The organism is Streptomyces sp. NPDC017993, assembly GCF_044328065.1.
GTDB lineage: Bacteria > Actinomycetota > Actinomycetes > Streptomycetales > Streptomycetaceae > Streptomyces.
Map to the genome: position 1 here is coordinate 35966 of NZ_JBIRGO010000034.1, position 12753 is coordinate 48718.

At 69.2% G+C, this 12753-nt stretch carries 12 protein-coding genes and 3 pseudogenes; 9 read left to right on the forward strand and 6 right to left on the reverse strand.

Annotated features, from left to right (window positions below):
* Positions 1-70: 70 nt before the first annotated feature.
* Complete coding sequence (locus ACH4FH_RS36420; RefSeq protein ID WP_398560277.1) at positions 71-547, reverse strand: ATP-binding protein; 477 nt, start codon at positions 545-547, stop codon at positions 71-73.
* Between the two features lie 411 nt (positions 548-958).
* On the opposite strand from ACH4FH_RS36420, the gene ACH4FH_RS36425 reads away from it, so the two are divergent.
* Together ACH4FH_RS36425 and ACH4FH_RS36430 are read left to right on the forward strand one after the other, a co-directional pair.
* On the forward strand, positions 959-3124 hold the full coding sequence (locus tag ACH4FH_RS36425; RefSeq protein ID WP_398560266.1) for an AAA family ATPase: 2166 nt from the start codon (positions 959-961) through the stop codon (positions 3122-3124).
* Between the two features lie 91 nt (positions 3125-3215).
* Positions 3216-3608 (forward strand): response regulator transcription factor, encoded by a 393-nt coding sequence (locus ACH4FH_RS36430; RefSeq protein ID WP_398560267.1) that lies wholly within the window; start codon positions 3216-3218, stop codon positions 3606-3608.
* Here ACH4FH_RS36430 and ACH4FH_RS36435 read toward each other — a convergent pair.
* Positions 3599-3988 carry a hypothetical protein gene (locus ACH4FH_RS36435; RefSeq protein ID WP_398560268.1) on the reverse strand — a complete coding sequence of 130 codons (390 nt, stop codon included), beginning with the start codon at positions 3986-3988 and terminating at the stop codon, positions 3599-3601. The two genes, ACH4FH_RS36430 and ACH4FH_RS36435, sit on opposite strands and share 10 nt — an antisense overlap.
* A gap of 119 nt (positions 3989-4107) precedes the next feature.
* Positions 4108-4329 (reverse strand): hypothetical protein, encoded by a 222-nt coding sequence (locus ACH4FH_RS36440; RefSeq protein ID WP_398560269.1) that lies wholly within the window; start codon positions 4327-4329, stop codon positions 4108-4110.
* Between the two features lie 19 nt (positions 4330-4348).
* Between ACH4FH_RS36440 and ACH4FH_RS36445 the strand changes: the two genes are divergently transcribed.
* The 3 genes and pseudogenes from ACH4FH_RS36445 (at position 4349) to ACH4FH_RS36455 (ending at position 6340) form a co-directional block, all read left to right on the forward strand.
* A complete protein-coding gene (locus tag ACH4FH_RS36445) occupies positions 4349-4753 on the forward strand; it encodes an HNH endonuclease family protein (protein WP_398560270.1) in 405 nt (134 codons plus the stop codon).
* Positions 4754-4787: 34 nt separating this feature from the next.
* A pseudogene (locus tag ACH4FH_RS36450) lies at positions 4788-5273 on the forward strand (FAD-dependent oxidoreductase); the annotation flags it as partial.
* A gap of 263 nt (positions 5274-5536) precedes the next feature.
* Complete coding sequence (locus ACH4FH_RS36455; RefSeq protein ID WP_398560271.1) at positions 5537-6340, forward strand: maleylpyruvate isomerase family mycothiol-dependent enzyme; 804 nt, start codon at positions 5537-5539, stop codon at positions 6338-6340.
* 375 nt (positions 6341-6715) lie between these two features.
* On the opposite strand, the pseudogene ACH4FH_RS36460 reads toward ACH4FH_RS36455, so the two are convergent.
* Positions 6716-6939, reverse strand: a pseudogene (locus ACH4FH_RS36460) (DUF5133 domain-containing protein).
* Positions 6940-7591: 652 nt separating this feature from the next.
* On the opposite strand from ACH4FH_RS36460, the gene ACH4FH_RS36465 reads away from it, so the two are divergent.
* Positions 7592-8149: a hypothetical protein gene (locus ACH4FH_RS36465; protein ID WP_398560272.1), complete on the forward strand. Its 558-nt coding sequence runs from the start codon at positions 7592-7594 to the stop codon at positions 8147-8149.
* Between the two features lie 56 nt (positions 8150-8205).
* Positions 8206-8697, forward strand: a complete 492-nt coding sequence (locus ACH4FH_RS36470; protein WP_398560273.1) for a hypothetical protein — start codon at positions 8206-8208, stop codon at positions 8695-8697.
* A 950-nt stretch (positions 8698-9647) separates the two neighbouring features.
* On the opposite strand, the pseudogene ACH4FH_RS36475 reads toward ACH4FH_RS36470, so the two are convergent.
* Positions 9648-9923: pseudogene (locus ACH4FH_RS36475) on the reverse strand (DUF418 domain-containing protein); the annotation flags it as partial.
* A 112-nt stretch (positions 9924-10035) separates the two neighbouring features.
* Entirely contained in the window at positions 10036-10596 is a 561-nt protein-coding gene (locus tag ACH4FH_RS36480; protein ID WP_398560274.1) for a TetR/AcrR family transcriptional regulator, read from the reverse strand.
* Positions 10597-10716: 120 nt separating this feature from the next.
* Here ACH4FH_RS36480 and ACH4FH_RS36485 point away from each other — a divergent pair, with 120 nt between their 5' ends.
* Both ACH4FH_RS36485 and ACH4FH_RS36490 read left to right on the forward strand, forming a co-directional pair.
* Positions 10717-11403 carry an SDR family oxidoreductase gene (locus tag ACH4FH_RS36485; RefSeq protein ID WP_398560275.1) on the forward strand — a complete coding sequence of 229 codons (687 nt, stop codon included), beginning with the start codon at positions 10717-10719 and terminating at the stop codon, positions 11401-11403.
* 183 nt (positions 11404-11586) lie between these two features.
* The gene (locus tag ACH4FH_RS36490) at positions 11587-12591 is read left to right on the forward strand and encodes an NADP-dependent oxidoreductase (protein ID WP_398560276.1); all 1005 of its coding nucleotides are present in this window, start codon (positions 11587-11589) and stop codon (positions 12589-12591) included.
* The last annotated feature ends 162 nt before the right edge of the window (positions 12592-12753 follow it).

Consider the following 12753-nt stretch of genomic DNA (forward strand, 5'->3'; position numbering starts at 1 on the left):
AACTTGGGTTGCATATATCTGGCCACACCCCGTCGTCACACGAGCCACCCGGCCGCGCCCGACGCCGCCCTCACTCCACGCGGTACGCGCACCGACCCGGGTCCGGCCGGGCCGCACCGGAGGCCAGGGCCTCCACGACGGCCCGCCCTCGACCGCGCTCATCGACCCCGCAGCCGGCAACCCATTCGCCGCGAGTGAGCGCGGCACCACCATCGGTCACCGAGATACGGACCGCCCCCTGCGCCGCGGCGCCCCTGAAAGGGTCAAGACACAGATCAACCGGGGGTGTCGCGTGCTCCACCGCGTTGGTCACCAGCTCAGATATGACCACCAGGACGTCATGCCCCCGCTCCTGGCCGACGCCCCAGTCGGCCAAGGCGCGGCGCGCCAGGCGGCGCGCCTTGGAGGGAGCCAGCGGACCGCGATCGAGCGCGAAGCGCACCGCGGCGAGAGGCGCCCCGCCGGGCGCCGCAGCGAGCAGGCCCCCGCCGGGGACGGGCACGGTGACCCTCACCTCCCCTCCGGCGGCTGCGTCGGACCGGCGCATGAAGGACACGAGACTCACCTTTGTTCGTAGCGAAGTGGTGTGAACTACCGCTCCAGCGTCAGCGCGGCACTGCGCCCCGAACATGAGCATTTTGTGCCCAAAATCGCTCGAAGTCCGCGGCTGCCATCACCATCGCGCCGCCCCTGCCCACCGGATTCACCCCTCGGCGACCTCGCTCACACCTCACGCACACTCCCCAGGGCGCATGAGCAACCGCGGGCCGAGGCCGATACCCCAGGCGATGGCGTCACCCAAGCACGTTCCCCGATGCCCGGCCGGAGCCGGAAAGCTATTGTTGGGCCAGGTCGCGGCGGCGCGATGCGGTGGCTGAGAGTGACGCATGTGCACGCTGCGTTTTCTCCCTCGTACCCGGCGGAGGCGCTACGCGATCACCTGCCACGTGGAGACGACATGGAAATTCCAGACGTTGCGCGAGAATGGCCGCTCGTGGCGAGGTCGGAGGAATTGCGCAGCTTTCGGCGCATTCTGCGGGCAACAGACTCGGAAGGCTGTGTCATCCACGGCATGTCCGGGGTCGGGAAATCTCGGCTCGCCGCTGAATTCTGGCGGATCGCCCAAAATTCCGGAATGCCCACCCGGAAGGCGATAGCCACCGTCGGTGCCGCTCAAGTGCCGTTCGGAGCCCTGGCCCATCTGCTACCCGCGGACCTGGACCCGGAGCGGCCGGTCCGGGCCTTTCAGTCGGCCGCGCAGTCCTTCGCCGGTTCGCACGGCGGAAAGCTGGTGCTCTGGCTCGACGACCTGAACCTCTTGGACACGACCTCCGCCGTGCTCCTGCGGCAACTGCTGGATGCCGGAACGGTGTTCCTCGTCTCGACGATCCGGAGCGAGACCACCCCCGGCGAAGCCATCAGCGGCCTTGCAGGGAATCTTCACCGCTTCGATCTCGAAGAACTCTCCCCGTCGGAGACTGCGACTCTGCTCGAAGCCGCTCTCGGGGCCCCGGTATCCCTCTCGACCCAGCACCACCTCTTCTCCGCCATCCGCGGAAACCCGCTCTATCTCAGGGAGTTGGTCCACGGCACCCTGGAAACCGGAGCGCTCTCCTTCGACGGGGAGGTCTGGCATCTCGCCGAGACACATACCGGCGTGACGCGGCGTCTGCGCGATCTGGTCCAGGGCCGCCTGCTCCACATGCCGCCGGCCGCCCGCCACCTGCTGGAAGCACTCGCGCTCTGCGAGCAGGTGTCCGAGGCCGATGCGGTCGACATGACCTCCCGCGACATGCTGCAGAGCCTCGAAGGCTCCGGTCTCCTCGTCGCCACCGCGGAGGGACGCCGCACCACCGTGGCTCTGGCTCACCCCATCTATGGCGAGGTGCTGCGAGATGCCCTGCCGACGATGCGCCGACGTACCCTGCTGCAGGAGCAGATCGCGCGCACCCGCAGATACGGAGGCCGCCGCCGCGGTGACGCCATCCGGCTCGCGTCCTGGGAACTCGCCGTCAACGGAACCACCGATCCGGCGCTGCTGGTCAAGGCAGCCGCCTTCGCGGCCTTCGGCAACGACAACGAGCAGGTCGTCTCCCTGCTCGAGAAGCTTCCGGCACGCAGCAGGAATCTGCGGTCGGACCTGCTGCTGGGCAACGCGCAACGAAATCTGGGCGCGTGGGAGGAGGCCGAGACCGCGTATGCGCGGGCGAACCGGCATGCGCGCAGCGAGCGGGAAAAGCTCATGACAGCGGGCGCACGCACCTTCAATCTCTTCTGGTCGGGCGCTCAGGTCGACCGGGCACTGGCCGTGAACGACGAGGCCCTGACGCGCCTGTCCGGCTCCGGGAGCACCACGATGCTGCTCACCAACAAGGGCCATATGCTCGCCGCTTCGGGAGACCCTGTCCGTGGTCTCTCTCTGCTGTCCGAGCTGCCCGACCGCATCGACGACGCCGCGGACCCCGTGCTCTGGCTCCTCTGCGCCACGTGGAAGGCCGCCGCCTCCGCCGCCGTCGGCAGGACCGCGCGCGCCATCGAGTTCGCGGAGCATGCGGTGAAGCAGGCCAATGCCGCCCAGGGGACCGGGGATCTACCGCATCCGGGATCGCAGGCACTCACCCTGGTCATGGCCCTGTCGGAGGCGGGCCGTTTCGACGAGGCGGCGGCCGTCGGTGCGGCTACGCACGAGGACGTGGTGCGCTCCGCGGAACCCATGCAATACCTGTGGCTCTGCCTGCACATGGGCAGGTCGGCCTGGATGGCCGGCCGCCCGGGTACGGCTCGCCGACTGTTCGCGGAGGCTCTCGCGAGGGCCCGCGCGCGCCGGCACACCAAGGCCACGCAGATCATCCTCTCCGGGCTGGCGGCCTCTGCCGCTGTGTTGGGGGACACGGAAGGGGCGGCGGGAGCCCTTCGGGACATCGCCGACCAACCCCCCATGGGGTTCTTCGCCGGTCAGGAACATCTGGGTGAGGCGTGGCTGCTCGCCGCCCAGGGACGGCTGAGTCAGGCCCGGTCCGTACTGATGTCGGCGGCCCGCGCGGCGCGCGACGCAGGGCAACTGATGTCCGAAGGGCTGCTCACCGATGTCGCGCGGCTTGGCGCCCCCCGGACGCCTGGGTGAACTCGCGGACCTGTGCGACGGTCGCCTGGCACCGGCTCGTGCGCGTCTCGCCGCAGCACTGGCGGACCGGTCACCCGATGCTCTCAGCGAGGTGTCGGACGAGTGTGACGCCATGGGCGCACCGCTGCTGGCCGCCGAGGCGATGACCCAGGCCAGTACTGCCTGGCAACGGGCGGGCGAACCACGGCGGTCGACCTCCGCGGCCAACCGAGCCCTCGCACTGACCGGGAAGTGCGAGGGCGCGCAGACTCCCGCCCTCGTGCTCTCCGCTTCCGCAGCGGCGCTCACCAAACGGGAGGCCGAGATCGCCCACCTCGCGGCAGCCACTATGCGCAGCCGCGAGATCGCCGAGCTCCTGACCATCTCGGTCCGGACGCTCGACAACCATCTGCAGAGCATCTACGCCAAGCTCGGGGTGACCAACAGGCGCGAGCTCGCCCGGAAGCTCGGGGAAACAACGCCCCGCTCCTCCGCTCACCCCTGATCGGCGCCCCGGGGAACGTTCCTCGTCGACGACCTCGCCCTTGCCTCGACCGGAGCGCACAGCCAGTCGACGACCTTGTCGTTCTGCCGGAAGAACGCGGCGTTCGTGCGCGGCCGCGACAGCGACCCCAGCGCGCCCGAGGCCGCATGGTCGCCGAGAGCGACGAGCCGGTCGTCCCGCGTCCCGTGGCGGTCGAGGACGTGGAACGTCTTCTGGCAGGTGGCAAGCTTCGCCCCGTGGGCGGGCGTGGCCGGTGTGGTCACCCGGACAAGTCCGTCTCCTGCCAAACGGCGCAGCAGCCCCGAGCCATCCGCGATGGCGTCGGAGTCAGGCAGCCAGGCGTCCACGAGGCGTGCCGCCCGGGAGCGCGGACGGGTCAACGCGCACCTCTACCCGGCATTCCGTGCCGGATCGGGAACGGTGGCCGGTGCCGCACACGGCGTCCACCAGTGCAGTCCGGCGGGGCCTGCCGGGGTGGCACGGGCCACCGGAAGATCGTTCAAGCATGGCATCGCCGCTGGTCGGCGAACGGAACCTGGAACCGGCTCCTGCGTCTCCCCCGCTCCACGCTCCCGGAGAGCTGCCCGCCGCCTTGACCCCGGAAGTCGACGTGCTTGACCAGACGGAACTGCCGCTTGCGCAGGATCTCGTAGAAGGGAGAGCTCGCCGCCTTCCACTGCGCGGGGCGCGAGGTGGTGACCATGTAGAAGGGCACAGCCACAGCCCGATCAGTGCTCATCGTGAGCGGAGGGCCCGCGGGTCTGGACATCGACCACATGGAGCCTCTCGCCGAAGCCTGGGACTCCGTCGCCTCGAAATGGACGGACGAGCGCAGCGAGAGGTACGCCAACGACCTCGACGCCCATCGCAGCCTCGTAGCCGTCAGCTCCGGCCCCAACCCCTCCAAAGGCGACCAAGACCCCGCCGAATGGAAGCCGCCCGCCAAGTGCGCCTCCTGCACATACGCCACCGACTGGGTAACCGCCAAACCAGGCTGGAAACTCACCATCGACCACGCCGAAGGCAAGGCGCTCGCCAAGCTCGCCACCAGCTGCACCGAAGCGACGGTGAAGTTCACAAGGGACGGTGCGCGCGGCGCTGTGCGCTGTGAAGGTGGCGACGGCCGAGCAAATCCAGCAGGCTGATGTGTCCCGGCACGGACAGTGCGGAGATGGTGTGCGCAATTGCGGCGGCCACGTCGAGGTGTACGCCCAGCTCCGCGCGCCGCTGGACTGGCACACACACCTGGACCTGGCTGACGTCGAGGCCGTGCGATCGAGCCTGCTGGCTCTGTTCGACGGCTGGGCCACTCCCGTCCTCGACCTCCTCCGCCACGGCACCGCTTTCGTCCACCGCCCCCTCTACGTCCTGCCCGTGTCCCACACCTGGACCCACGTCTTCGGGGTGACGCTGCTGGGCGACGCCGCCCATCTGATGCCCCCATTGGGGGCGGGCGCGAACCTCGCGATGGTGGAAGGCGCCGAACTCGCAGAGTCCATCGCCACCGGCCCTGAGGATCTGGGCGAGGCCGTCCGCGCCTTCGAGGAACAGATGTGGGCACGGGCCGGCAGGTGGGCGGAGATCACGACGGCCGGTCTGGAACGCCTCGTGAGCCCGGACCCCTCCGAAGCCCTGGCCCTCTTCGACCAAGGCCAGTCATCCTGACTGCAGCAGCTCATCAGGGGCCCTCTATCAACGGAAGGCTGGGGCAACCGCCGGCGAGGGCCCCCTATAAGGCGGGCTGCCCGGTGACTCCGGACGGCATTAAAATAGGAGGGCAGGCTGGCGTTTCGGCGGCGAGTGCGACGGCGGGGGCGCCGGTTCCTGAGACCGGACCGGAAGGCCGCGACGGCGGCACGCTGTGGCAGGCTGCGGGAAGAGGCCCGGCCGGCCAGGCGGCCGGACCGCCGACGTCAAGGACGCAACTGATGAACGTGCCGGATCCGGGGCTGACTTCCTCCCACGTCACCCGTCGCGAGGCCGTCGCAGCGGAGACCGCGAAGTTCGTGGCCGCGCTCGCGGGCGCGAGCCTTGCGACCCCGGTCCCCAGCTGTCCGGGCTGGACGCTCCTCGACGTGGTCAGGCACACCGGAAGCGTGCAGCGGCGATTCTCGGCGCTGCTGCGGGAGGGCTTCCAGGAACCCCCGCGCAGCCGCGAGATCGGGGAGCTGCGGTTGCCGGATCACGAGGACGGCTACCCGGAATGGTTGACGGCAAGTGCGGCCGAGGCGGACGAGACCTTCACGGCCGTCGATCCGGACGCCCCGATGTGGGCCTGGGGTGCCGATCAGCACGCCCGGTTCTGGGTACGGCGGATGCTGTTCGAGACGCTGGTGCACCGCACCGACGCGGAAACCGCTGTGGGCATCCGGCCCACCGTCGACCAGGGGCTGGCGGCCGACGGCGTGGACGAGTTCCTGGTGAACCTCCCCTTCGCGGCGTCCTTCGCTCCCGAGGTGGCCCGCCTCCGTGGCCAGGACGAGACCCTGCTCTTCCGCTGCACCGACAGCGAGGCGGGCTGGCTGGTCCGGCTGCGGCCCGACGGCTTCGGCGTCGAACCGGCCCACGGTGACACGACGACGGCAGCCGCATCGGCCGACGCCGCCGTCCACGCGGCCGCCGCCGATCTGCTGCTGCTCGTCTACGGACGCCTCGACCGCCGCTCGGACGCCTTCACGGTGTACGGCGACCACGATCTGCTCGAGCGCTGGTTCGCCCACTCCGCGTTCTGAGAGCTGAGAGCCGGGCACCAACCGACCGACGCGTTGCCGCGAACTGCCGGACCATCCCCGGAGGGCGCCCGGGACGACCCGGGCGCCGACGGCCCCCGCCCCGGCGTGCAGGGCCAGTTCCGCCGGCTAGCTGACTCGTACGTGCAGGTCGCAGCGCTCCTGGTCACCGCAGTTTGCGAGCCGTTTGACACCGTAGTTTGCGAACGAAGGTTCGCTGGGCATCCAGCAGCGAAAGGCCCCAGGTCGTAGGGGCTGGGCAGTTGGCCCGTCCGGCCAACTAGAGCGCCACACTCGCCTGCAGTACGGAAGGAAACCCCCGTTTGCGCCACTGGCCGGACGCACGGGAGCGGGAGCCTTGAGGTGCCGGGTGCGATATCAGTGCGCGAGCAGGGAATCGTCCTCGACGCGCGCTCCGGGGAGGTGGTGGCGTGCGGCGATCAGTGCTGTGTCGACATCACGTGTCCCAGTGGAGATACACAGGGTGTAGGCATCGTCCATGCGCCGGCGCACCAGGTCGCTGCCTTCCTGGGCGTGCAGCAACCGAAGAGTCTCATACTGCTCAACGAGGTTTCGCAGCACCCAGGGTGGGCCGGCAACATAGCCGCTCCTTCCGCTTTGAACATCACCTCACGGCAGCGGATGCCCGCCATTGGGTGGCGCATGCGCGTCATGTGCGACACGGCAGGTCGGCAGCTCGGTGGCCTCAGGAGCCGGTACGAGATGGGCGCCTGAACACCTGACCACCGGCAGAGTCGAGTTACCTGGCCGGCTCGCTCATCTCGCGCACCGCAGCGGTAAGTCATGAAGTGGAAGGGTCGCCCCGGCCTGCACCGGTGGCCGGGTCGCAGACGCCAAGCAAACGCCGCTAGCAACAGCACTCACCAAGAAGCTGCCACGCCGGCAGCGACCGCAACAGGTTGGGAGCGGCACCGTACGACGTCACGCCAGGAGTTCGGTCAATCAGGCGTTGGGCGGGCTGTTTCCACGGCCCTTCCCCGGGCACTCGCTTGACGTTCCACGGTATCGAGGAGGAGTGCCCACGAGGGCGCTCTGTGGCTCCTCGGCACGACGGGGCACGCCGTTGCGAGACGAAAGCACTACGTGTAGCGGCAGCGGCATCCCGCTTGCGGTGGCAGCCGTAGCGGGTGTTGTCGACCACCGGCCGGGAGAGTGCGGGCCGCGCGCCTTGAACGCACGTTCCGGTCGTGGACTTCTCACTTTTCGTGTCAGCAATTGAGAGCGGAGGACCGGATGTCCCCTGGAACGCTCATAGCGATCATTGTGCTTGTCGTAGTGGTGATCCTGGTGTGCGCGCTGGCGGCACGGGTGTTCACGCGGCGCCGTCGCCTGCAAGCACGGTTCGGGCCGGAGTACGAGCGGGCCGTGGAGACCAAGGGCAGCCGCAGGGCGGCCGAGCGCGATCTGCGTGAGCGCGAAGAGCGCCACGTCGCGCTGCACATCAAGCAGTTGTCGGCCTCGGCCCGGGACCGGTACGCCCACGAGTGGGACCGTGTGCAGGAACGGTTCGTGGACCAGCCCGACGACGCGGTCCGCGAGGCCGACCGACTGGTGACCTCGCTGATGAGTGAACGCGGCTACCCGACCGAGGGTCTTGAACAACAGCTGAGCGACCTGTCGGTGGAGCACGGGCGCACCTTGGAGCACTATCGCGCCGCCCACGAGGTGAACGGCCGCAGCACTCGGCGCGAAGCAACGACGGAGGAGCTGCGGGGTGCGATGGTTCACTACCGCGCCCTGTTCACGGAACTGCTGCGCGACGTCCACCACCCGGCGGAGGGCGGCGTATGAGCCGGCACAACATCCGTCAGATAAGGCGCGGCCCCAACGACGAAGGAGGCGGACAAATGGAACGGCGAGATGTACCAGAGGTCGGGGCGGACCGCCTGTCCACCGAAGACCTGGCAGGCACGCGGCAGGACGTAGGCAATGGGGCTCACGGCGCCCGGGGCGAGGCACCACCGGTCTTCCCGGGGGAAGCCACCGCGACCCTCCGGGGGGCCTCTACGCCTGAAGGCGAAGTCCGGGCCTCCGCGCCGGAGAAGAACCGGCACTCGGAGGCTCAGGAGACGGAGGCGCCGCTGCTCGGCCTCAAGCAGGAGGAGTTCCGCAGCCGATGGCAGCGGATCCAGAGCGAGTTCGTCGATGATCCGCGCGAGGCGGTCGGTGCGGCGGACACACTGGTCGCCGAGGCCATGCAGGCCCTTGCCGCCACCTTCTCCCAGCACAAACAAGGGCTCGAAGGCCAGTGGCACCGTGGCGAGGAAGTAGAGACAGAGGAACTCCGCGTCGCCCTTCAGCGATACCGCTCGTTCTTCAACCGCCTGCTCAACACCTAAGGCCCGCGCACAGGCCGGCGCCGCAGTGCGCGGCACGCCAGCCGAGGGCTGCTCCCTGCCGCCGTTCGCTCTGCCCGCCGCACTCGCTCCGCCCCGGTCGAGGTGATCCCCGATGGACCGGGGCGGGCGCTGGAGCCGAAATTATGGGCAGAGGTCAGCCTTGTCGATTGTCCACGGCTGAAACGGAGTGGGGGGAGCGCTCCGAGAAGGCTCCCGATCCCTTGATGGCATTGGCTCTGGCAACAGCGCCCAGCAGGGTCGCCTAAAGTCTCGGCGGGCGCACAGCAGGCATCGACACCGCAGCACGATCGTCTACCGACCCCGCGGCCGGGCGGGCGCTACGGTACCGCGTCGGGATCGACGAGACCTTGCGCTGTGATGACGTTGCAGGGTGCTGCCACGAGTGAGGGTCCCGTGATCGCGAAAAGAGGCCGGCCCGGAGCACCGGCCCCGGACCGGCTGGGGGCCTGTGGGCAGGAGCCACCGTCCGACCCGACCGCTGACTTCGGGGCGGCCGTTTCGGTTTCCTCGAGCGTCGCGCCGGACGCGGGGTTTGGGTCTGCAGCCTTGGACCACCCTGCGACTCATGGTGCGGCCGTCGGTCTCGGGAGCTGAGGTGTACGAGATCTCGCCACGTAGGACGGCCTTGGGTTCTCGTCGAGTTGCCGCTCCCCCGCGGCCAGCGCCAGGGTGGCGACGTGTTGCCGACGACGCTGGTCAGGACGCGGGCCCCGGACATGAAGCGGTCGACGCCAAAGAGGAGAAGCTCCTCGGAATTTCTGCGCGCCGGCGCAGCGGTCGGCGCGCCGTCCTGACATGCCGTGTTGTACGTCCAGCAGGGCAACGGCTTCCCCGCCGACTTCTTTGCCGAGGTGGCCGCGCCGCTTGCTTGATCCGTGAACGGTCCAGGCCGAGGTGGGACGTGGAAGCGAGCCACCCGGCCGGCCTCATCAGATGTACTTCGCTGGCTTGGTGGCGGCGTGGAGCAGATACTCCAGGGGCCCGCGGCGACAGAAGCGGGACCAGATCGCGGCGAACACGATTGCCCCGAGGACGAACATGAGCAGCGGCACTCAGGACCGCTGGGTGCTGGTCCCGCCGGGCACGGACAGCACGGACTGTGCGACGAAGTGGCCGACGTAGGCCGTCAGGGACATGGCTCCCACGGCGATGACCGGTTTCGCCAGGCGGCGCAGTCGCGGCAGGCCTTCCATCGCCACCGTCGCTCACCAGGCCACGCCATCCGGTCGTGCGGACGTGCTGGGCGAAGCCGGCTGCGCCGTCGGCGACGTGGCAGCGAATGTCCCCTCGGCGGGCTGCCCGGCAGCATGGCACTGATCAGCCGGCTGCCGTCAATGCCGCGCGCGAGGCGGTGAGGATCTCCTCGGAGAGCGGGGAACCGTTGGTGGCTCGGGCCAGGACGAGTGCGCCGAGCATGGTGCACAGCCGGGTGATGCCGTCCTGGTCCTCGGTGGTGAGCCACTCGGCGAAGTCGCCCACGCCTTCGGCGTAGATCCGGCGGGCCTCATGCTCTTCGACTTCGCGCGCCATGTCGGTGACGAGTGCGGCGACGGGACACCCGTCCGCCGGGCTGTCGCGGTGTCCGAGGGAGAGGTAGGCGTCGATCAGTGCCTGCTGGGCGGCGACGCGCTGCCCACCGTGCTGCTCGAGTCCGTCCTTGTGGTGCCGGGTGAGTTCGTCGAAGGCGTGGGCAGTGGCTTCGTCGATGAGCGCCTCTTTGGAGGCAAACTGCTTGTAGAAGCCGCCGTGGGTCAGACCGGCCTCCTTCATGACATCGGCGACGCTGACGTGAGTCCCCTTTTCCCGGAACAGGCGAGACGCGGTTTCCACGACCCGCCGGCGGTTCTCCTCGGCCTGCGCCTGCGATACGCGGCCCATCGGCCACCTCCCGATTGGATGTCGACTGGCATCTATCCTAGACCAGTGGTTAGATTGTGGATGTAATCTAATTTAGCCGCCGCCGGTCGCTCACCGACGGCTGTAACGCTGGGAGTGGGCATGAAACTGAAGGACGCAGTCGCGGTGGTCACCGGCGCCAACCGGGGGCTCGGACGGCATCTGGCCGCCCAACTCGTGGAGCGCGGAGCGACGGTGTACGCGGCGGTCCGACGCCCCGAGACGGTGGACCTGCCGGGGGTCACCGCGCTGCGGCTCGACGTGACGGACGAGGAGTCGATCCGGGCTGCGGCCCGCACCGCGTCCGACGTGACGCTGCTGGTGAACAACGCCGGAATCTCTACCGGAACTCCGCTGGTCGCGGGCAGCCCGGACGCGGTGCGCCTGGAGATGGACACGAACTTCTTCGGTCCGCTCACCGTGACGAGGGCCTTCGCCCCCGTGATCGAGTCCAACGGCGGCGGTGCCGTGCTCAACGTCCTCTCCGTCCTGTCCTGGCTGCACCCGGCCGATCTCGGAGCCTATGCGGCGGCCAAGGCCGCAGCGTGGGCGCTGACCGGCGCGGCTCGGGAAGAACTGGCACCCCGCGGCATCGTGGTCTCGGCGCTGCACGTTGGATACATGGACACCGGCATGGCCGCGAGGGTTCCCGCCGACCAGAAGGCCGACCCCGCCAAGGTTGCCGCGCAGGCCCTGTCCGGTATCGAGACGGGACTGCCCGAGATCCTCGCCGACGAAATCACCCGGCACGCGAAGCAGAGCCTGGCCACATCGCTGAACGCGGTGTGAGACGCGCATCGCTCCACCGGTGGCCTTGACGCCCGGCTATGGATACGGCGCCGGCGACGGCCGCCCACCGCATCGGCGGGGGCGCCAGGAAGCCGAAACAAACACCAAAAGGTCTGTCGTACTGGTATTAGCCCGGCCCGCACAGTGGCCACGTCCCCATGCGGACGGGAAACGGAGACGACGATGAAGGCTTTCATGATCGAGCGGTACGGCGACAAGAGCCGCGGTCGCATCACCGAGGCCCCAGACCCGCAGGTACGCGCCGACGACGTCCTGGTCCGGGTCCACGCGGCGAGCGTCAACCCGTTGGACTTCAAGATCCGCGACGGCGCTTTCAAGGCGATCCTGCCGTACCGTCTCCCCCTCATTCTGGGGAACGACCTCGCCGGGGTGGTGGTCGAGGTGGGATCGGACGTCACCGGGTTCGCCGTGGGCGACGAGGTCTACGCCCGGCCCGACAAGGACCGCATCGGCGCCTTCGCCGAACTCATTGCCATCCACCAGAACGACCTGGCACACAAGCCGACCGCCCTCACCATGGCGGAGGCCGCCTCCCTCCCCTTGGTCGCCCTGACATCGTGGCAGGCACTGGTCGAGAAGGCACAGGTCCAGCCAGGCCAGAAGGTCCTGATCCACGCGGGCTCCGGCGGCGTCGGCACCATCGCCCTCCAACTGGCCAGGCAACTGGGCGCGCACGTGGCCACCACCGCCAGCGCGGCCAACGCCGACCTGCTCAAGGAGCTCGGAGCGGACGTCGTCGTCGACTACCGGACACAGGACTTCGAGGAGGTACTGGACGGCTACGACGTCGTCCTGGACACCCTCGGCGGCGAGACCCTGGAGAAGTCCCTGCGGGTCCTTAAGTCCGGCGGCAGGGTCATCAGCATCGCCGGACCTCCCGACGCAAACTTCGCCCGCGAGCTCGGCGCGAACCTGGTCCTGCGGCAGGCGATGAATGCCCTGAGCCTGAAGACCCGGCGCCACGCCAAGCGCCAGGGCGTCACCTACTCCTTCCTGTTCATGAAGGCCAGTGGCGACCAACTGCGCGAACTCACCCGGCTCATCGACGCCGGAGAGATCCGCCCCGTCGTCGACCGCGCCTTTCCCTTCGACCAGACCCGCGAGGCGATGGAGTATGCCGAGAAGGGGCGCGCCAAGGCCGGCAAGGTCGTCGTCGCGATGGGGTGACGGCCCCAACCATGGCAGTGCATCGAGGCTGGGCATGCTCATCCTCTTCACGTTCAAGCGGCTGATTAGTCAACTTGACCCGGCCCTAAGGACCGGGCTTGGAGGTAGGGCGCCACTGGCGGTGACGGGGCCTCCTCCGTCCGGACACCCCTATGGGGTGGC